Source organism: Moraxella sp. CTOTU49097 (assembly GCF_032064105.1).
GTDB classification, from domain to species: domain Bacteria; phylum Pseudomonadota; class Gammaproteobacteria; order Pseudomonadales; family Moraxellaceae; genus Faucicola; species Faucicola osloensis_B.
This window is the reverse complement of sequence record NZ_DAMBOA010000006.1, coordinates 102,560-124,184: the sequence shown is the minus strand read 5'-3', so window position 1 is coordinate 124,184 and position 21,625 is coordinate 102,560. Positions and strand designations below refer to the sequence as shown.

Here is a 21,625-nt window from a genome sequence, read left to right as displayed (position 1 = left end):
GGAAATTAACGATGTCATTTAAAAAAATTTTAGTGGTATGCGTCGGTAATATCTGCCGTAGCCCCATCGGTGAAGCGCTATTACAGCAACAGCACCCTAATTTAATCGTGAAATCAGCGGGATTAAGCGCATTAGTGGGCGAAGGGGCCGATGAAAAAGCCATTCAAGTGATGGATGAATGGAATGTTGATATGCGTAGTCATCGCGCCCAGCAGCTTACCCAAGAATTGATGCAAACCTTTGATTTAGTACTTTGTATGTCCAAAGATCAAGAGAGTTGGATAAAACAGAATTACTCAAGCCAACGTGGGAAAGTATATCGGATTGGTCACTGGATAAACGAAAATGTAGCCGATCCTTATAAGCTGCCTATTGAGAAATTTTATGAAAGTCGGGAAGTGCTTAATCGAGCAGTTCAAAGTTGGAAAGATAAGTTTGAGTAATTTTTAAAGTTAATTCTAATATTTTATTTAGCTGTAACAATTAAAGTGTATTTTTTCGTAGGTTAAAATCAAGTGAGTAAGCATGGATCAGAAAGTAAATGATGATGAAATTGATTTAAGAGCGTTAATCGCAGTTTTATTAAATCATTGGAAATTAATTTTATCAATGCTGTTACTTGGTTTACTAGGCGGTATCTATTATGCCCAGTCGGCTACTCCAATCTATAAAACAAATTCATTAATTCAAGTTGATAAAAAATCTACAGGCGTTTCTGCTTTAGGTGAGGATGTTGCGGGTCTTCTAAACGCTCAAGATGGCTCCGCCCAAACAGAAGTAGAAATCGTTAATTCTCGCATGATTCTATGGCCTGTCATTAATCAATTACATTTGGATTTAAATGTCAATCAAGTAAAAGACAGTTTTTTAGACAAATTACTGATCAAGAGAAATGTTCTAGTTAGTCATACAGACAATGGGGTGGGTAATTTAAAGGTTGGATTGTGGATAGCTGAATTTAATGTCCCTTTGGCCTATCAGAGTAAAAATTTTACTTTAACTGCCATAGACAGCCAAAATTTTAAACTTATCTCTCCTGATGGTGTAGAGTTTACAGGTAAAGTTGGAACTGCATCGCGTTTTAAAACTAGTGCAGGTAATATTGATATTCAAGTGACCTCATTAGCCCCTGGTTACTCTTACAATTTGAGTAAACTTACACCGGCTAAGGCAATAGATAACCTTAGAGCAAATCTTGCAGTGGCTGAAAAAGGTAAACAAACGGGCATTTTAGATGCTTCACTTACAGGCGCTAATCAAGATGAAATCACTAATACCTTAACGCGCATCGTTAAAATGTATGAAACGCAAAATCTTGATAAAAGTAGCGCGGAAACGACTAAAACCCTTGCATTTATGCAAGAGCAACTGCCTAAATTAAAAGCAAAACTGGCAGAGGCAGAAGCAAAATTTAATAAATTTCGTGAGCAAAATGCAACGGTTGATATTGATAAAGAAGCTGAATTGGCTGTCACACAAAGAGCGACAATTGAAACTAATCTACGTGAGCTTGAGCTAAAACGAGCAGAATTATCTGAGCGTTATACTGATGAATATCCGGTATTAAAGCAATTAAATATGCAAATACAAGAGCTAAAAGACAAAGAAGATGCTCTTAAACAAAATATTACCCGTATTCCAGAGGTTCAACGTCAGTTTTTAGAACTATCGAGTGACGTTAAGATTAGCAATGAAATTTATTTAAATATGCTCAAAAATTATGAGCAGCTTCAAATTGTAAAATCAGGTCAATTAGGTAATGTAAGAATTATTGATTTACCTATTAACACTTATGTGCCAATTGCCCCTAAAAAGGCACAAATTGTCCTAATTGCAACACTCTTAGGCTTGATGTTAGGCATCGGATTAGCCTTCTTAAAATCATTATTGTTTGCGGGCGTGAAAAATTTAGAAGAATTAGAGAACAATACGGATATTCCGGTTATTGGTGTCATTCCTCATTCATCGCGTTTAACACGACAATTAAAGAACAAGGCTAGAAAGTTTCCATTAGTTGAGCAAATTGAACCTGAGGGAGTTGTCAGTGAAGGTTTTAAATCACTCAGAACTCATTTGATATTTAATGCTAAAAAAACTGATTGTGATATCTTATTAATTACAGGTGCGGGACCTAGCATTGGTAAATCATTTATCTCTGCCAATCTTGCGGTCGCTATGGCTATGGCAAATAAGAAAGTATTGTTAATAGATGCAGATGCAAGGTTAGGTCATCTGCAAGATAGATTTAATTTGCCAAATATTAATGGATTAGTTGATTATTTGGTTGATGATACGATTGATGCGGCTAATAGCAGTTATATGATTCAAACCACGCTATATGAAAATTTGCATTTTATACCCAGAGGGAAAGGGCATAGCCACGCTTCAGAATTATTCTTAAATGGAAAAATGGAAGCATTACTCAATTTTTATCGTCAGTTCTATGATTATATTATTATTGATACCTCTCCAGTGTTAGGCACTTCAGATACGCTATCGATAGGACAGTTAGTTGATTCAGTCTTATTCGTCGCTCGTTATGACGTTTCCACTGTACGACAGGTTAATTATGCGATTGAAAGATTAAACAAGTCTAACGTGAATGTTGAAGGTATTATCTTTAATGATGCTAAGCAGTCTCTAATTGGGGCGTACAATTATCATTATGGTTATGATTATAAATCAAAAAACTAGACATGAAAAATCTTCCAATCCAATTTACTATAAATGATACTTTGAGATATCAAAATGAAGAATAGAGTAAGTAACTCTAATCAGTCAATAATTTTTAAAGTTTTGTCTAATGCGATAGAACAACCTAGATGGATTAAAATAATTGGCTTAATTTTATTAGATTTAGTTGCATCTATATGTACTTTATTCATAGCAATTGCCCTGCGCTATGGAGATTTTGAACCGCATGTCAATCCAATAACTGTCGTATTATTTGCATCGTTACCTATTGTACTATTAGCTTTAACGCATTTTTACAGTAACGTACTGCGCGTTTTCCAAGATCAAAGTATGCGTGTTGTACTGACTGTTTTGTTGGTTTGTATGTTAATAGGGCAAATCCTGATATATTCTGATGAATTGCCTGACATACCTAGAGCAGCCCCTGCAATTCATGTATTTTTGCTATATATGTGGCTATGGATTAGTCGAATTGTTATACAATTTTTGGTTAATAACGTACTCTACGATACCAAAAATTCTAAGGAAGCTCAAAAGGTTCTAGTCTATGGCGTGGGTAATATCACCAAAGATTTACTTCACGTCCTACAACAATCAAGGAAATATCAGATTGTAGCCATTATTGATGAGCGAAAAACATTAGCGGGTTCCCGAATACTTGGCGTAAAGGTTTATCCCAGAGAGAAACTACGCGAACTCATAAAAACTCTTGATATTGAGCATTTATTTTTGGCATTGCCTAATGAGTTAAAACCTCTTAAAGATAATATCATCCATAGTCTTGAGGACATGCCAGTTCAGATTAGCCAAATTCCAAGTCTAGATGACATTACTAGCGGTAAATTGCAACTATCAGATATAAAGCCAGTAGATGTTCTGGATGTTTTGCAGCGTGAGACAGTAGCCCCTAATCAACAATTATTACAAAAAGATATTAGTGGTAAAGTAGTAATGGTGACGGGTGCAGGTGGGTCAATAGGCAGTGAACTATGTCGTCAAATTATTAAACAACAGCCCAAAGAGCTGATATTATTTGAATTATCTGAATTTGCTTTATACTCTATTCAACAAGAATTGGTAAACGTAATTAAAAGTCAATCAGGCTTAAACATTGCACTGCATGTACATTTAGGTAGTGTTACAAACCAAAGGTTACTTGAAAATCTCTGTAAAAAGTATCTAGTGGAGACCATCTATCATGCAGCAGCCTATAAGCATGTGCCAATTGTAGAATCGAACCAGTACGAAGGTGCTATTAATAACTTTATTGGTACATATCGAGCACTGCAAGCCGCAATCAATACTCAAGTCCGCACCTTTGTGGCGATTTCCACTGACAAAGCGGTTCGACCTACCAATGTCATGGGCGCTACCAAACGCATGGCAGAGTTGGCTTGTCAAGCGTTAGCAGCTAGTCAAACGATTACGACTATCAGTATGGTACGATTTGGCAATGTATTAGGATCTTCTGGATCGGTCGTGCCTTTATTTAACCGACAGCTAGCGGCAGGGGGGCCTCTTACTGTGACTCACCCTGATGTGACTCGCTATTTTATGACTATTCCTGAAGCGGCTCAGCTTGTTATTCAGGCAGGCTCAATGGCTGAAGGGGGCGAAGTGTTTGTCCTAGACATGGGTGAGTCGGTTAAAATCGTAGATTTAGCAAAGCGTATGATACGCCTGAGTGGTCATGTGGTTAAAGGAGAGGATACTGACCTTAATGAAGGTATTGCTATTGAATTTGTTGGATTACGCCCTGGTGAAAAGCTGTATGAAGAGCTTATTATTGGTGGTGATAACATAGAAAAAACACGGCATAGCCGTATCATGAAAGCGCATGAGCGTAGCTTTAATTTAGCTGAACTTGAAATTTTTATCCAGCAATTGCTTGAACAAAATAAATATGAGCGTGATAGTTACTGGTTGCTTGAGAGGTTTGCGTATTTTGTGGAAGGTTATCCTAAACCCAAATTAGCGAATAAAGTAGCTTTACAAACTTAACAATGCTATATATGAGGAAAAATTATAAATAATAGCTATTTATACAGAAGATCTGTTGAAAGACGCCGGTGGCAAATAGAACTTTTGCTATTTCGTCTAAAGCTCATGGGTTGGCAATGTATCTGCATTGACTCATATTATCTAAACGATAAAGCCCCATCCATCGGGTTATATCTCGAGACAATCTTGGCAGCACGTCGCCTTAATGACCTTAAGCCCGTTTTGAATGAGAAATTGACCTTATTTTTAGAAATACTGCATCTGATATAAAAGTTCTAATATATTTTAGACAAAAAAGAAAATTTACTTCGCTTATACGTTACATTAATACCTATGTCCAAAAATTATAAACTCTTATCAAATACATTATTTCTATATCTTAGGATGTTGGTAGTCATTATGATTGCCTTATAACTACAAGAATAGTATTTAAAGTTTTGGGAATTGAAAATTATGGCCTTTTCAACCTTGTCGCTAGTTTTGTAGCTTTATTTTCATTTTTAAACTCTGCTATGCAGAGTGGGACACAGCGATTTTTAAACGTAGCGTTGTCATCCGGTCAGATTGAGCAGGTACAGACGACGTTTAAGGTCGCATTAAATATCCACTTTGGTATAGCTGCCATTGTTTTTTTATCATTGGAGACGTTAGGTCTTTGGTATGTTCGCAATAGATTAAATGTACCTACTGACAAACTTTCAGTTGCAACAATTATATTTCAATTTGCGATAATAATAACTATTACTAGTATCATTAGTGTTCCTTATCAAGCCATAATCGTAGCAAAAGAGAGAATGAGTTTGTTTGCGTATATCAGTATCTTTGAGGCATTCGCTAAGCTTGCGATTGCATTAATGATTAGTTTTATCGGTTTTAATCAACTCATTGTTTATAGTGGGGCATTGGCAGGGTTAGCGGTAGCAGTATTCTTAATTTTTTATTTTGTGGTGATTAAGAATTTTGCACAAGAAACTAAATATCTTATTAATTCAGCCAATACTGATGGAACAAAGCTATTAGCTAAAGAAATTTTTGGATTTTCTAGTTGGAATTTATTAGGGCAAATAGCAGTTCTCAGCGCGAATCAAGGAATAACGATTTTATACAATCTGTTTTTAGGAATTACAGTTAACGCCGCTTTGGCAATTGCTCAACAGGTGCGAGGCTTGATAGGGAGTCTGGCAAATAACTTACAAACAGCGTTTAATCCACAAATCGTACAGTCGTATGCGAGTGGAGATTTTGATAGACATAATGAATTAGTTTTAAATGCTTCAAGGTATTCACTATATCTTATTAGTATTATTGCGATTCCGTTTCTACTTTTTTCAGATGAGATTCTGCAACTTTGGTTAGGAAGTGAATTACCTCAGTATGCCAGTTTTTTTGTTAAAGGGATGATTTGGGTGACGGTATTAGAGTGTCTTGGGGGGCCTTTTTGGATGTCAGCGCATGCGAGAGGCAATATAAGAAATTACCAAGTTATAATTTCGATAATCTTTTTGTTGAATGTACCATTTACCTATGCTTTTTTTAAAGCGACTCATTGGGCGTTTGTGCCAACAATTTTCATTACTTTATTAGCGTTCCTTTATCGGCTTTTCTACTTTTTGAGGAATAAACAAATAAAAGGATTAACTATAGATTTATACTTTAAAAATATCATTTATGTGTTTATGTTCTTATTATCACTATTTTTTTTACAAAAGTATTTGGTTAATAGGCTAGCGATGAGTTCATTACTTATTCAACTAATGTCGCTAATCATAGTTGAATTGTTATTTTTAGGATATTTGGGTTTTGTATGTATGAGTACAAAAGAGAGAAATACTGTCCAATGTTTTTTAAAGAAACTAAACAAGTGATTAGTTAAATTTGAGATTAATATGCCAAAAATTTCAGTCATTCTACCTGTTTATAATGTAGAGCAATATATAGCAAAGTCAATACATTCAGTTTTGAATCAATCATATATTGACTTTGAGCTTATTGTTGTCATCGATGGCTCAAAAGATAATAGTGAGGTTATCGCAAGAGAATTTGAGAAAACTGATTTAAGGGTAAAAGTCTATACCAAGCCAAATGGCGGCTTATCAGATGCAAGAAATTATGGACTTAATGTGGCGACAGGTGAGTTTATCTACTTTTTAGATTCTGATGATTGGATAGAGCCCAATTTACTAGAAGATAATATAAAAATGCTAGAAGATAAAAACTTAGATTTTATCGTTTTTGGCTTTTATCAAGATAATGTAGATTCAAATGAGCAATTGATTGAGAATATCCCTCACATTCCAGAAAATAATGAATGGATAAATGGTGAGCCAATTTATTTTACTCCCTATATGCTCAATATTTTGGGCTACGCTTGGAATAAAATTTACAGAAAAGGATATTTAGACAAACATCAAATAAAATTTACCATAGGCGTGTCATTAGTAGAAGATATATTATTTAATGCTAAAGTCTATCAATATGCTGATAGAATAGTATTTAATCGACAAGCTTATGTTCATTATATACAACGTCCTGTTACCACATTAACTAAACAATTTCACGAAAAAAGTTTTGAGTGGGTCAAACTAAAGCATACAGCGTTACAAGATTTTTTAAATGCTTGGTCATTTGACAATAAGCAAGAAATTTTAGCAAGTAATCTTATTGGTGGGCTACGTTATTGTGTTTTGAACTTATGCCGTTATAAAAATCACTTTAACTTTAATCAAAAAATCAAATACATAGAAAATATGTTAAACGATAAAGATCTGGCCAATTACGCCCAATTTTATAATCCTAAAACAAAAAATGATAAAATTTACTATCAATTAATCAAAATGCGTGCCAAATACCCTATTGCGGCATTGGCACAAATCAGAGGCTAAGATGCGTTTAAAACAATACATTCCTTTTGACCTTAAATATAAATTGCATTTTCATAAAGCCAAGTTTAGCAAGGCTCAATTTTTTGAGGATGCGAACTTAACTAACCAGCAGAAAAAGGCTTTTTTATTCTTAGCGGCTGATTATGGTAACCTTGGTGATGTGGCAATTACATATGCACAAACCAAGTTTTTGGAAGACCAAGGCTATCAAGTGATAGAAATACCTATTAGCAAGACTGCTGAGGGTATTTGGTGGGTAAAAAAATACATTCAGCCTAATGATATTGTCACACTTATTGGTGGTGGTAATATGGGTGATTTGTATGAGCAGATTGAGACATTACGTCAGTTAGTTATTAAGCAATTTCCAAAGCAAAAAATTATCTCTTTTCCTCAGACTTTTGATTTCTCCGAATCACAGTACGGGCAAAAACGGCTTAGCAAAGCTAAAAATACCTATCAAAATCATAATAAATTGACATTGGTTGCACGAGAGCAAGTATCTTTTGAATTGATGAAAGCGAATTTCCTACAAAATAATATTATCCAAACACCCGATATCGTATTGACCTTGAAAGATGTGATCACCCAATCACATAGGCAAGGTGCTGTAGTTTGTTTAAGGGATGATAAGGAAAAATCAATCGATAATATTACATCTCAAAAAATTACTGATGGATTAAAGCAATACTTTGATCAAAACATTTCCTACCGTGACACACATATTAATGAGAGTAATTTAAGCATTGAGGCTAGAAAAAAGGCACTAAATGATATTTGGAAAACCTTCGGGCAAGCGAAAATAGTGGTGACTGATAGACTGCATGGGATGATTTTTGCGTATATTACACAGACTCCTTGCATTGTATTTACCAATAACAATCATAAAGTCGAAGGCACATATCAGTGGATTAAGGATTGTGGTTATATTAAATTTTTGTCGACATTTGAAGAAGAAAAATTTAAGCAATATCTGATTGAACTACAATCGATACAGCCAAAACTCATTAATTTAGATTCTTTATATCAGCCTTTAATGAAGGAACTCTAAATGAAACGAATTCTTCATGTCATTGGGAAAATGGACAGAGCAGGGGCTGAGACTATGTTGATGAATCTTTATCGTCATATTGACCGGTCAAAAGTCCAGTTCGATTTTGTTACTTTTACGACGGATAAGGGCGATTATGATGATGAAATTATTGCAATGGGGGGCAACATTATTACAATCATTGCAAAAGATTCTGTGGGTAGAATGTTTAAATTACAAAAATTTTTAAAAGCTAATCCTGAATATGAAATACTACATTCTCATGTCCTGCTTAATAATGCCTTTCATTTAATAGCTGCTAAAAGTGCTGGAATCAAGCATAGAATTTCCCATTCTCACAACACAAGTAATGGGAGAAATTCAAATTTAAAGAAACTATATGAAATCTGGGCGAAAAAAACCATCCAAAAATTAGCAACTTATCGAATAGCCTGTGGTCTCGAAGCAGCCCAATATCTGTATGATACTACGGATAATGTTTTAATACTGAAAAATGCAATAGACTTAAAAAAATATGCTGATATTGCAAAAACGCAGAAAAACTACTGGGATAATGTATTGCCACATAAAGGGCTTAGACTTATCCAAGTTGGCAGATTAACTGAAGTAAAAAATCATGAATTTTCATTGAAAATTGCCAAAGCGTTGAGAGAACAAGGTTTTGAATTTACTTTTTTTATTGTTGGGCAAGGCGGTTTGGAAAGTAAAATTCGAGATTTAATAATAGAATATGGGTTATCTGAAAATGTGCATTTACTAGGTGTCAGAGATGATGTGCCAGAGCTAATGGCTGGGGCGGATTTGATGTTGATGCCATCGCTACATGAAGGGTTCCCCGTTGTATTGGTGGAAAGTCAAGCGATAGGATTACCGTCATTAATTTCAATCAATATATCAAGAGAAGTTGATTTGGGGATTGACTTAATTGAATACGAAAACTTAAATAAAATGCATAATTGGCTAAATAAGATAAAAGGTTTTAACCTTTCTTTAAAACCTCAAGTAGGCTATATAGATTTGTTAGCTAAACAAGGTTTTGATATAAAGAAAAATTCAGAAAAGTTATTAAATCTTTATATAAATATGGAATCCAAATAAGGCAATGTTACTAGAGAATGCTACATACCAATGGTGCTACAATGCAATCTACATTTTAACTGCCTATCTAGGTGTTTTAATGGCTCTGTCTTCTGAGATTAAGGAAGATATCTTAGTACAAAATAAGTTATCAAATTACTTAGTGTTGTTGCCTGTAATTGTCTTAACTTTAATTACAGGTTTTAGATCATATGATGTAGGAACCGATACAGGAAATTACTATTTTTTGTTATGGATGCAGAAACCAGAATTGAATTTTAGTAGTGAGTTTCTATTTCAGTTAATAGCGTTATTAATTCAGCATTTTGACTTAAATTATACTTATTTTTTATCCTTAGTTTCTATAATATTTTTTTATTTCATTTATAAAGCTTTAAAAAATTATAGTTTATTATATCAAGCTAATCTTTTAATGGCCTTATTTGCTTTTATGTCTTTTTTCTTTTTTTCTAGTATGAGTACTAATGTAATAAGACAGGGAGTTTCATTAGCTATTTTACTTTATGCATTTACCTTGTTACTTAAGAAAGATAATAAAATTAAAATCATAATATATAGTGTGGTTGCGGTAGCTTTCCATTTAACTTCTATTATTCCTATACTACTAGTAGCTTTGTCATATCATCTATCTACCAAAAGTGGTAAATTGATTTACTTCCTTGTATTACTGTATTTTTCGGTAATTCTGCTAGCATTTCTTAATATTGGGTTTCTAAATATTGCACCATCTTTGAGCCAATTATTAGGAAGTGATGGACGTTCTAGTTATCTTAATGGTGAAACTTATGATTATGTTGTTGGCTTTAAACCCCAGTTCGTTGTATTTAATACTTTTTTTCTACTAATAGCGCTATATATTAGAAAAAACCTTACAGAGATAGAGTTAAAAAAACAATATAATGTCATTTTAATATATTATATTATTGCCAGTTGGTTGCTATTTTTGGCTTTTCAATTACCTTTTTCTGACCGATGGGGATTATTCTCTTGGGTGGTTATACCTTTCTTAATCATACCTTTGTTTTATTCACCATATTTAAAAGCTAAAATTAGAATTCATTATATTTTAATGCTTATTTTAATTTACGTAGGATTTAAATTTTATGCAAGCTGATAAAGATTTGATTAGTGTTGGTATTCCTTTTTTTAATGCTGAACAGTTCTTATCTAAGGCTATTGAGTCTGTGATTAGTCAGTCTTATGACAACTGGGAATTACTACTGTTAGATGATGGTTCAAATGATGGATCGCTTAAAATAGCTAAAGGTTTTGAGCAACAGGATAATAGAATCAAAGTTTTTTCTGATGGTAAGAATAAAGGCTTGGGAGCAAGGCTCAATGAGTTGGCAGCGTTATCTAATAGCGAGTATATTGCCAGGATGGATGCGGATGACATTATGCACCCAAATAGGCTAGAGACCCAATTACAGATACTTAAAGATAATCCCAATATTGATGTATTAGGTACCAATGCTTATGTGATTGATGAAAATGATTTGGTCTTTGGGATGCGTTATAAGGAAAATTCTGGGTTGATTAAAGTTGAACATTTCATTCATCCAACGATTATGGGAAAAAAGCAATGGTTTTTAGATAATCCATATGATGAAAAAGCAATACGGATTGAAGACGCTGAGTTATGGTATCGGACAAAGCTGTTCAGTAACTTTATGATGACTAATGAGCCTTTACTATTTTATAGAGAGTTTGGCTCTTATTATTATCCTAAATATATAAAGGTTTTACCTTCTCTTATTTATTTAAATAAAAAATATCCCTTGGACAAGTTTTGGACTAAAGTTTTAGTATTATCGTCAGCAAATATTCCACTATATTATATATTCGAAGTAATTCTGAAGTCTTCTCACCTTAAGAAAAGAAGAAGCCAAACTATTTATCAAAGTCCAATCAACTATATAGAGTATTTGTGATTATGAAAATTCTTCAAGTAATTGATAGCTTACCTGAAACTAGCGGTGGTGCACGTTTTGTAACTAATTTAACTAGAAAACTTGCAGAAAAAGATATAGACGTAGAGTTACTATTAATTGATGGGCAAAATAGCCACTTTTTAGATGAGTTATTGCAAGCAAACATAAAGGTACATGTCTTTGGAAGTAATGTAAATCGTTTTAATCCCAAGTTTATAAAACAAATAGCAAGTTATTTAGATAAATATGATTTAATACATGTTCATATATTTCCAACTTCTTATATTGTTGCACTTGCTTCACTATTTAATAAAAGGGCTGCGCCAATAGTATTTACGGAACATAATGCATTTAATAGGCGTGCTGCTAATCCAATATTTAAATATTTTGAAAATTTCATTTATACACGTTTTAGTAAAATAATTGCTGTAAGTAATGAGGTTAAGAATTTTGTGATTCAAAATTTAACCGTTGATCCAGAAGAAATACAAGTAATTCTTAATGGCATTGATATTCAAAAAATAAATCAACAACCTAGAATCCCAAGAGAGAAGCTAGGACTTTTAGAAAGTGACATAATTATTTTAATGGCCGCTAGATTTGCAAAACAAAAGGATTATCAAACAGTAATTAAGGCGCTCACTCGTTTGCCGGAAAATTTTAAATTATTAATGTGTGGTGATGGTCAAGAACGTCAAGAATGCGAATTGCTGGTAAAAGAGTTGAAAATTGAAAATCGCGCAATATTTTTAGGAAATCGTCCAGATATTTACAGTATTATAAAAAGTTCTGATATTGATGTCTTGAGTTCTTATTTTGAAGGATTGCCTTTATCAGTTTTAGAATATATGGCAGCAAAAAAACCTGTAGTAGCTACAAACGTTGAGGGAACTAAAGTATTAGTAAAGGATGCAGGGTTATTGTTTGAAGTTGGTGATGATAAAAAGTTAGCAGAATATATTCTGAAGCTTGGTTCAGATGAAAAATACTATGAAGAAATTAGTCAAAAATGCTATCAACGAGCACAAAACTATAGCTTAGATGTAATGGTTGATAATTATATTAGCGAATACAAAAAAGTATTAGAGAAGAAGAATGAAGCCTAAAAAATTTTTTTTAATGACAACTATTCCGATGTCACTCAATTTTTTTAAGGGACAAATAAATGAGCTGTCAAAAGAATTTGACGTAACGCTAATCAGTTCTCCCGATAATGTTCTTAAAAAAATAGCTCAACGTGAAAACGTTAAGTATAAAACTATCGCTATGAAAAGAGATATCTCACTTAAAGATGATATTTCAGGTTTGTTAAAATTTTTATATCTATTTGCTAAGGAGAGACCACAGATTATTCACTGTAATACACCAAAAGCTTCATTACTGGGTCTAACCAGTGGTTATCTAACTAGAGTGCCAACCCGCATTTATTATATTCATGGCTTGCGCTATGAAGGAGCAGTAGGAAAAAAAAGGCAGTTATTAGTTAACTTTGAAAAACTTAATTGCTTTTGCGCAACTGATATTGTTGCGGTGAGTCATGGAATAAAACAGAAAGTTGAACAACAATTAACTAAAAAGCCAGTGAGAGTAATTCATAATGGTAGTGCTAATGGGCTAGATATCAATGAATTCTCTAACCATAATTATAATGCCAAAATTATTCGTAAAGAATATGGAATCAGTGAGAATGACTTTGTATTCGGTTATGTTGGCAGATTAGTGAAAGATAAGGGTATAAAAGAATTAGTAGGAGCTTTTAATCAACTGGAGCAAAAGGATATAAAATTAATATTGGTTGGTAAATATGAGCCAGATTTAGACCCACTTAGCCAAGAAACGCTTCAAATCATTAAAAGTAATCCAAATATCATTGAAGTCGGCTTTCAAAAAGATGTGAAGAAATTTCTAAGTATTATGGACTTATTTGTTTCGCCTTCTCATAGAGAAGGTTTTGGGGTTGCTGTACTAGAAGCTAACTTGATGAAAGTCCCTGTTCTAGTATCAAATATAACAGGTCATTCAGAGATAGTAACACAGGGTATAAATGGTTTTTTTGTTAACCCAAAGAATGTGCAGGATTTGCAAGAAAAAATGAATCATATGTTAGTTATCAAAGAGCAACTAATTGAAATGAAAAATGCTTGTCGTGAAGAAGTAATGAAAAAATATGACCACAATGACGTGCTAAAACAAGCTATATTATTTTATTCCCAATTTAATTAAATAGTTTGAATATTCATTTTAGATTTAATTATGCTTAATACCGAGAAAATTATGCTAAAACGTACCTTTGATATTGCCGCTTCTGCGTCTGCCCTTGTGGTGCTATCGCCTGTACTCGCTATTACGGCGTATAAAGTCAAAAAAGAACTGGGCTCGCCTGTGCTATTTCGTCAAACTCGTCCGGGTTTACATGGTAAGCCGTTTGAGATGATTAAATTTCGCACCATGAAAGATGCGAGTGATAAAGAGGGTAACGCGCTGCCAGATAGCGAACGCTTGACCGAATTTGGTAAAAAACTGCGTGCCAGTAGCCTTGATGAGTTGCCCGAACTGTGGAATGTGCTAAAAGGGGATATGAGTTTGGTTGGTCCTAGACCTTTACTTATGGAGTATTTACCTTTATATAACGCCGAACAAGCTAAACGTCATAACGTGCGTCCAGGGGTGACAGGTTATGCCCAAGTCAATGGCCGCAATAGTTTGAGTTGGGAAGATAAGTTCAAGCTTGATACCTGGTATGTTGAGCATCAATCATTTTTGTTAGATATGAAAATCTTGCTAAAAACCGTTAAAAAAGTCACTATCAAAGACGGTATTAGCGCGGAGGGTGAAGCGACTATGACCAAGTTTACAGGGACAAAATCTACAGGAACTGTGCATGAATAAAATCTATGCCGTGTATGGTGCCGCAGGCTGTGGACGAAGCCTGATGTCAGTCGCACGAGAGCATATAGCAACAGGTGAAACTATTTATTTTATTGATGATGCGGTGAAGACTGAGCAACAAGTCAATGGTCATACAACCATTAACTATGAGATGTTCAAGGCGATGAAGGCACAAGAAAAGTATGTGTTAATTGCCATTGCCAATAGCAATATCCGCCAAAAACTAGCTGAAAAACTCACCAACGATGGCATCAACATTTGGACTGTCAAAGCCCAATCAACTGTTATAATGGATAATGTTATAATTGGCAATGGGGCTGCACTAAGTCCATTTGTTACTATTGGGGCAAATGCCATAATAGGGCATTGCTTTCATGCTAACTTATATAGCTATGTTGAGCATGATTGTGTGATTGGTGATTTTGTTACTTTTGCGCCACGGGTTAGTTGCAATGGCAATGTGCACATCGAAGACCATGCTTATATTGGAACAGGTGCGGTGCTACGTCAAGGTACACCAGATAAGCCATTAATAATTGGTAAAGGCGCTATCGTTGGCATGGGTGCCGTCGTCACTAAAGATGTACCCGCTGGCGTAACTGTCGTCGGCAACCCTGCAAGACCTTTGATCAAAAACTAAAAAAATCGTTAACTTCATTTTTAAAAATATGAGAACATAAAACATGTTAAACACCCAATTTTCACCCTGGCCTAGCTTTACCCAAGAAGAAGCCGATGCCGTGTCACAGGTGCTATTGTCCAATAAAGTCAACTACTGGACGGGCACAGAATGTCGAGAGTTTGAAAAAGAATTTGCCGCATGGGCAGGGACAGACTACGCAGTGGCGCTGGCAAATGGTACATTGGCACTCGATGTTGCGTTACAAGCCATGGGTATTGGCGAGGGTGACGAAGTGATTGTCACGCCCCGTAGTTTTATCGCCAGTGTTTCAACCGTGGTCAATTCTGGCGCAATGCCGGTATTTGCAGATGTAGATAACAATACGGGTAATATTTCTGCCACGACAATTGCACCAAAAATCACGGATAAAACCAAAGCCATCATTTGCGTGCATCTAGCTGGCTGGCCTTGCGATATGGATGCAATTATGGCACTTGCCAAGCAGCATAACCTATGGGTCATCGAAGACTGTGCCCAAGCGCATGGTGCTAAGTACAAAGGTAAGCCAGTAGGTAGTATTGGTCACGTTGGTGCTTGGAGTTTTTGTCAAGATAAAATCATGACCACAGGCGGCGAAGGTGGTATGGTCACGACCAATGACAAAGCATTATGGCAAAAAATGTGGGAGTATAAAGACCACGGTAAAAACTACGATAGTATTTATCATAAACAACATCCACCGGGTTTTCGTTGGGTACATGACAGCTTTGGCACCAATTGGCGCATGATGGAAATGCAAGCGGTGATTGGTCGTATTCAGCTTAAAAAAATGGCTGAGTGGACCAACATTCGCACACAAAACGCCAAGATTTTGCGTGAGGCTCTAACACAGTTTGCAGGTGAGCAACAATTTTTACGCATACCAAATATAGAATTTCACCAAGTCATGGGTGGCGATTCTGTCCATGCGTATTATAAATACTATGTGTATGTGAGACCTGAAAACTTGCCAGAAAATATCAATCGAGATAGTATTTTAAATGCGCTTAATGAGAAAAAAATTCCTTGTTTCTCTGGCTCTTGTTCAGAAATTTATTTAGAAAAAGCATTTGACAATCATCCATCACGTCCCAACGCGCGATTGACAGTTGCTAAAGAATTAGGGGAAACAAGCTTGATGTTTTTAATCCACCCGACATTGACAACAAATGAAATGCAAACGATTGCTACTACCACGGTTGATGTACTAACCACTCTATTCAATGCCAATACATAAATTGTGAGCCTCGTATGACAAATAAAACGGTTAAATATCTCTCATTGGGTGTACTACTTGGACTTTCGCAATTAAGTCAGGCAGGTCAATTAGTTCAAATTGATAGTGATTTACGTCAAACACTTGAGATTTTAAAAATCAACGGCGTTCTAAATGTTGATATATCAACATGGCCGATTAGTTCAGAAGCCATAGAGACAGCCTTGAGTCAAGCGCATCCCAAATCAGACAATGACAAACTGTTAATTAGTCAAGTTAAACAAAAGCTTGAAGCCAACGATGTATCCAAGCTACAAATAGTGAGCAACGTGAATGGTGACGAGCGCGCGGTGTTTAGCGGATTTAATACAGAAGGCAATACGGTGACACCTTTGGGTGTTAGTATTTCTCATAGTCATGCGGGTGATAACATTGATTATAAAATTCAAGGCACCTTAAATGTTCATGATGATGAGCCTAGCAAGTTATCTAATCTGGATGGCAGCTACATCGGCACAAAATTAGGCAATCATCGCCTTGCCTTTGGTAGTATTCCGGTATGGTGGGGCAACGGGGTTGATGGCAGTTTAATTCGCAGTGATGCGGCTAGACCTGTCACGGGCTTTTTAATGCAGCGCGCCAATAATACCCCTATTAATTTTCCTGTATTATCAAAACTGGGTAATTTTAATTACCAGATTACTGCCGGTCAATTACAAGACTATAAGGCAGAGCCTCACGCTAAATTGATTGGTATGCGGGCGAGTTTTCAGCCGCATGAAGCGTTTCAAATCGGTGCATCGCGTTCCTTGATGTGGGGTGGCGATAATAAGTCCGAAAGCCTAAAGTCTTTAGGTAAGGCTTTAATCGGTAAATATGATAATGGCGGCGAAGATGAAGATCCCTCAAACCAAATCGCAGGAATCGATGCACAGCTGAATTTAAAACCGTTGGTGAATTTGCCGGTGAGTGTCTATGGTGAATTCATTGGAGAAGATGAAGCAGGTGGTTTGCCTAGTAAACACGCTTATTTGGCAGGGTTAAAAGGTGCCATTCCACTGTTTCAACAGCCTTGGCTCTGGCATGCAGAATGGGCAAATACTTATGTTGATTTAGACAAAACTAATATTATTTATCGTCACTCAATATATACAGATGGTTATTATCAAAAAGGCTTGCCGCTAGGTCATCCGATTGGTGGGGATGGTGAAATCATTAGTGTGGGGCTATCAGGTCATATTGATGCTAATAACCAGCTCGGGTTAAAATACGCTAATGCCAAAGTGAATCAGTCTAATCAACTGATTAATGCTGCCTTCCCAACCAAGCAAGATTTGGATATTGTTGAAGCCGATTGGAAACATAAATACAATGACAAAACCTCGGTAAAACTGGGTGTTTGGGGTAAAAAAGACAGCATCAGCGATGATAAGGATGCGGGTGGTAATTTGGTTTTAGAGTATAGCTACTAATTTTGAGTCATAAAAAAAGAGCCCTAAGGCTCTTTTTTTATGACTTTACTGTTTAACTTTCATTGTTTAACTTTTATTGCTCAACAAAGGCACGTTCAACCACATAATCACCCGTACCACCCATACGAGGCGATGGTTTAAGACCAAATTCATCGAGTAGTGCCGCCACATCTTTATTCATAGATGGGCTACCGCAAATCATTGCGCGGTCATCGTTTGGATTGATGGGTGGTAATCCAATATCTTGGAATAACTTGCCTGACTTCATTAAATCAGTCATACGCCCTTCATTGCGAAAAGGCTCACGCGTGACGGTGGGGTAATAGATAAGTTTATCTTTAACGTATTCACCCAGTAACTCATCTTCAAACAAGTCTTTTTCAAACATCTCACGGTAGCCTAGCTCACTCACATAGCGTACGCCATGCACCACGATAACTTTCTCAAAACGCTCATACACTTCTGGGTCACGGGCAAGTGACAAAAATGGTGCCAAGCCTGTACCTGTTGCCAGCATATACAAATGCTTGCCAGGGTTTAGGTCATCAAGCACCAGGGTGCCAGTGGGTTTTTTACTGACCAATAATTTATCGCCCACCTTGATGTGCTGTAAAATAGACGTCAAAGGACCATCTTGGACTTTGATAGAATAAAATTCGAGCTCTTCATCATAGTTGGTGCTGGCAATTGAGTAGGCACGCATCAAAGGTTTTCCATTGACTTCCAAACCAATCATGGCAAATTCACCATTCCTAAAACGTAAACCGGCATTACGGGTGGTTTTTAGGGTAAATAATGTGTCATTCCAATGATGCACATAGGTAACGGTTTCTTCATAAAATTTTGACATAGCGCCCAACCTTGTATTGGTCATAAATAAAAATAAAACTGGATAAAGGATAAAAAAAGCGGGTTAATATTGACATTCTGGGGCGATATGATAGCAAATTTTTGATGATTTAGTCGAATTTGGGCGTAAAAAAATGGCATAATCATAGTTTAAAATATCATATTTTAACGACCCATTATGTTACCACAACAAATTACCCTGCCGATTATCGGCATTGTGAACTCTCCGCTTAAACAAAAGTTTGGCACACCTCGCCAGCCCAATCTTGTCGATATCAACGCTACTATCAGCATGTTGCCGCCCTACAATGTGCTCAGTGCTTTTGAAGGCATTGCCCAATTTAGTCATCTTTGGATTATATGGCAATTTCATCAAAATCGAGTCAATCCCAATCCGTCAAATTTTCAGCCAACAGTCCGTCCACCTAGACTTGGCGGCAACCAAAAGATAGGGGTTTTTGCCAGTCGAAGTATGTATCGACCGGCAAATATTGGATTATCAGTGGTCAAATTCTCGCATATTGAAAACACTGAGGCGGGCTTGAGGCTGCATATCATCGGCGCTGATATGATAGATGGCACGCCGGTCATTGATATCAAACCGTATTTGCCTTATAGCGATAGTATCGATGATGCGATTGCTGGGTATGCCAGCCAAAAACCCATTATCAAGTCGGTGCATTGGCATCCAGATTTATTGCAGGATTTATCGCATATTGCAGTAAAAAGTCAGCTGAAGCAAACAGATTGGCAAACCATCGAGCAACTCATTGCCCAAGACCCCAGACCTGCGTATCGACAACAAGCGCTTAATACCCCATTTGTCATGCGTTATCAAAATGTCGATGTTCATTTTAGCCAGATAGCGGATAGTGTTTTGCAAATTCAAGCGATTGAGCTATTAAACTAAGCTGTAAAATGGATCATGCCGAAGTTTTTACCCAGCAGTATATTGCTAAACTGTTTCAAAAATTTTTACTTGTTCACAAAATACTGACCATATAGCGTGATTATTCGCTATATTTTTTTTGATTATTTAGTATGATATGGGCTGTATTTTACTTAGATAACGTTAGGACACTGTATGATTAAACTGGGCAAAATCAGCCAAGCTATGATAGGCATGCTGTTAATGGGCGTCACTGTGAGTGGTATCGCTGAAGATAAAAATGGCGATACCATCGCAATCGATATGTCAGACTTATCGACCACCAAAGAAGAAGTGGCGGTATTACAAGTGTTGTCAGAAATCTGCCCACCCATGCTGAATAAATCGCAACAAACAGGGTTTAACACCGCTTATAATGTCGAGCTAAAAAAATTAATGCCGACCATCAGCGATCCTCGTTTAGCGGTGCAATACTTATCCTCTCAGCAAGATTACAAGCAAATTTTGAATGAAACCCGCCAATGGACACTCAGTTATCCAAAAGCGGAGAATCTTGAACTGTGCAAAGACCTTGCCAACAGTAAATAATAATTTAAGTCAAGCTGCGCTATCCACCCCCTAACTGATTTAGGGGGTTTTATTTGTGATAAATCGTTGATTTTTAGACCGAATACAGTGTTGAATCATGATTTTTTTTGCTAATATAGGCAATTTGTTTTACCAAGCGTCCAAGCAAACAGGTCGCATTTGATTTGAGCCAAGAGTGAGTGAGATGAAAGCAATCGTAATACCGCAATACACCCAACGTCTGATGGTCGGCACTTTTGTCGCCGCCAGTTTTTTTGCCACCACTGTACAGGCAAATGCTGCCATACAACAGCCTGAACTAGACAATTCTGCTTTTATCCTAATTGACTATGATACGGGTACGGTATTGGCTCAAAAAAATGCCGCTCAGCCGTTCCCACCTGCGTCATTGACCAAAATGATGACCAGTTACATCATTGAGCAGCGGCTGCTATCAGGGGCATTAAAGGAAAACGAACCCGTCCTGATGACTCCTGAAGCTTGGTGTAAAGGCTCAAGTGAAGAGTCTTGTATGTATGTGCCTGTCAATACAACCGCCCCTGTGATTGATATGTTAAAAGGTATTATTATCCAATCGGGTAATGATGCGTCAAAAGCGATGGCACAGCATATCGGCGGTAGCGAAACCACGTTTGCCGATTTGATGAATGAAGAAGCCAAAAAAATTGGCATGACCCATACCCATTTTATGAATGCGACCGGTATGCCACAAGAAGGCCATCAAGCGTCTGCCGAAGATTTGGCAAAACTCGCCCAAGCGATTATCAAGAACAGCAAAAAGTATTATCCCATCTATAGCCAAAAACAATTTACTTATAACGGCATCACCCAAGGCAACCGCAATGCGCTGTTGTTCACCGATCCAACGGTAGACGGTCTAAAAACAGGGCATACCGACGAAGCAGGTTACTGTCTAGTAGCATCCAGTAAACGCGGTGATATGCGCCTGATTTCAGTGATTATGGGCACTAAAAGCGCTCAAGAGCGCGCAGACCAATCGCGTAACTTACTCAACTGGGGATTTAGTAATTTTGCTACTAAAATTGCCGCCCCGGCACAAAAAAACTACGGCAGCGTGCCAGTCAACTTCGGTGCTGTCGATAAAGTCAACGTCGTCAGCAAAGGCAATTTACAAGTACTAGTGCCAAAGCTGGATCAAGAAAAAATCAGCACCGTGGTCAATTTGCCAGCCGATGTTAAAGCGCCGTTAGCGCAGGGTCAAGAAGTGGGTAAGCTGGTTGCTATGCTCAATGGTAAACCTGTGGCGTCTGTGCCACTAGTCGCTGAAACCCAAGTTCAGGAAGCTGGAATTTTCAAACGTATGTGGCAACACATCGTACTGTTCTTTAAAGGTTTATTCTAAATTACAAAGAAAAATTATAAAAAAACCTTTCATCTGAAGGG

At 36.5% G+C, this 21,625-nt stretch carries 19 protein-coding genes and 1 pseudogene; 19 read left to right on the top strand and 1 reads right to left on the bottom strand.

All coding sequences use genetic code 11. From position 1 onward, the window contains the following. Positions 1-11 precede the first annotated feature (11 nt). From RT064_RS05755 to RT064_RS05680, 16 genes and pseudogenes are all read left to right on the top strand, one after another. Positions 12-443: a low molecular weight protein-tyrosine-phosphatase gene (locus RT064_RS05755; protein WP_313062326.1), complete on the top strand. Its 432-nt coding sequence runs from the start codon at positions 12-14 to the stop codon at positions 441-443. An 82-nt stretch (positions 444-525) separates the two neighbouring features. After that, entirely contained in the window at positions 526-2,694 is a 2,169-nt protein-coding gene (locus RT064_RS05750) for a polysaccharide biosynthesis tyrosine autokinase (RefSeq protein ID WP_313062325.1), read from the top strand. A 54-nt stretch (positions 2,695-2,748) separates the two neighbouring features. Beyond that, positions 2,749-4,695, top strand: a complete 1,947-nt coding sequence (locus tag RT064_RS05745) for a polysaccharide biosynthesis protein (protein WP_313062324.1) — start codon at positions 2,749-2,751, stop codon at positions 4,693-4,695. 31 nt (positions 4,696-4,726) lie between these two features. Continuing rightward, positions 4,727-4,905 (top strand): annotated as a pseudogene (locus tag RT064_RS05740) (Vi polysaccharide biosynthesis UDP-N-acetylglucosamine C-6 dehydrogenase TviB); the annotation flags it as partial. Positions 4,906-5,132: 227 nt separating this feature from the next. Next, positions 5,133-6,560: an MATE family efflux transporter gene (locus RT064_RS05735; protein ID WP_313062323.1), complete on the top strand. Its 1,428-nt coding sequence runs from the start codon at positions 5,133-5,135 to the stop codon at positions 6,558-6,560. A gap of 21 nt (positions 6,561-6,581) precedes the next feature. Further along, positions 6,582-7,577: a glycosyltransferase family 2 protein gene (locus RT064_RS05730; protein ID WP_313062321.1), complete on the top strand. Its 996-nt coding sequence runs from the start codon at positions 6,582-6,584 to the stop codon at positions 7,575-7,577. Position 7,578: 1 nt separating this feature from the next. Beyond that, complete coding sequence (locus tag RT064_RS05725) at positions 7,579-8,628, top strand: polysaccharide pyruvyl transferase family protein (protein ID WP_313062319.1); 1,050 nt, start codon at positions 7,579-7,581, stop codon at positions 8,626-8,628. Further along, positions 8,629-9,726: a glycosyltransferase gene (locus tag RT064_RS05720; RefSeq protein ID WP_313062318.1), complete on the top strand. Its 1,098-nt coding sequence runs from the start codon at positions 8,629-8,631 to the stop codon at positions 9,724-9,726. Between the two features lie 79 nt (positions 9,727-9,805). Further along, on the top strand, positions 9,806-10,840 hold the full coding sequence (locus RT064_RS05715) for an EpsG family protein (protein ID WP_313062317.1): 1,035 nt from the start codon (positions 9,806-9,808) through the stop codon (positions 10,838-10,840). After that, on the top strand, positions 10,830-11,657 hold the full coding sequence (locus RT064_RS05710; RefSeq protein WP_313062315.1) for a glycosyltransferase family 2 protein: 828 nt from the start codon (positions 10,830-10,832) through the stop codon (positions 11,655-11,657). The genes RT064_RS05715 and RT064_RS05710 overlap by 11 nt, the downstream gene beginning before the upstream one ends. A 2-nt stretch (positions 11,658-11,659) precedes the next feature. After that, positions 11,660-12,763, top strand: a complete 1,104-nt coding sequence (locus tag RT064_RS05705) for a glycosyltransferase family 4 protein (protein ID WP_313062313.1) — start codon at positions 11,660-11,662, stop codon at positions 12,761-12,763. Continuing rightward, complete coding sequence (locus RT064_RS05700) at positions 12,753-13,880, top strand: glycosyltransferase family 4 protein (protein ID WP_313062311.1); 1,128 nt, start codon at positions 12,753-12,755, stop codon at positions 13,878-13,880. The genes RT064_RS05705 and RT064_RS05700 overlap by 11 nt, the downstream gene beginning before the upstream one ends. Positions 13,881-13,931: 51 nt before the next feature. Further along, positions 13,932-14,546: a sugar transferase gene (locus tag RT064_RS05695; protein ID WP_313062309.1), complete on the top strand. Its 615-nt coding sequence runs from the start codon at positions 13,932-13,934 to the stop codon at positions 14,544-14,546. Continuing rightward, positions 14,539-15,186 (top strand): acetyltransferase, encoded by a 648-nt coding sequence (locus tag RT064_RS05690; RefSeq protein WP_313062307.1) that lies wholly within the window; start codon positions 14,539-14,541, stop codon positions 15,184-15,186. The genes RT064_RS05695 and RT064_RS05690 overlap by 8 nt, the downstream gene beginning before the upstream one ends. A gap of 43 nt (positions 15,187-15,229) precedes the next feature. After that, positions 15,230-16,444 (top strand): DegT/DnrJ/EryC1/StrS family aminotransferase, encoded by a 1,215-nt coding sequence (locus RT064_RS05685; protein WP_313062306.1) that lies wholly within the window; start codon positions 15,230-15,232, stop codon positions 16,442-16,444. Between the two features lie 14 nt (positions 16,445-16,458). Beyond that, positions 16,459-17,895: a capsule assembly Wzi family protein gene (locus tag RT064_RS05680; protein WP_313062305.1), complete on the top strand. Its 1,437-nt coding sequence runs from the start codon at positions 16,459-16,461 to the stop codon at positions 17,893-17,895. 73 nt (positions 17,896-17,968) lie between these two features. Here RT064_RS05680 and RT064_RS05675 read toward each other — a convergent pair whose 3' ends face one another. Beyond that, complete coding sequence (locus tag RT064_RS05675; protein ID WP_313062303.1) at positions 17,969-18,745, bottom strand: ferredoxin--NADP reductase; 777 nt, start codon at positions 18,743-18,745, stop codon at positions 17,969-17,971. 177 nt (positions 18,746-18,922) lie between these two features. On the opposite strand from RT064_RS05675, the gene tsaA reads away from it, so the two are divergent. The 3 genes from tsaA (at position 18,923) to RT064_RS05660 (ending at position 21,584) form a co-directional block, all read left to right on the top strand. After that, positions 18,923-19,654: a tRNA (N6-threonylcarbamoyladenosine(37)-N6)-methyltransferase TrmO gene (gene tsaA / locus RT064_RS05670; RefSeq protein WP_313062301.1), complete on the top strand. Its 732-nt coding sequence runs from the start codon at positions 18,923-18,925 to the stop codon at positions 19,652-19,654. Between the two features lie 174 nt (positions 19,655-19,828). Further along, positions 19,829-20,221, top strand: a complete 393-nt coding sequence (locus RT064_RS05665) for an MCR_0457 family protein (protein WP_160001763.1) — start codon at positions 19,829-19,831, stop codon at positions 20,219-20,221. Between the two features lie 223 nt (positions 20,222-20,444). Further along, positions 20,445-21,584, top strand: a complete 1,140-nt coding sequence (locus RT064_RS05660; protein WP_309577387.1) for a D-alanyl-D-alanine carboxypeptidase family protein — start codon at positions 20,445-20,447, stop codon at positions 21,582-21,584. Positions 21,585-21,625 lie beyond the last annotated feature (41 nt).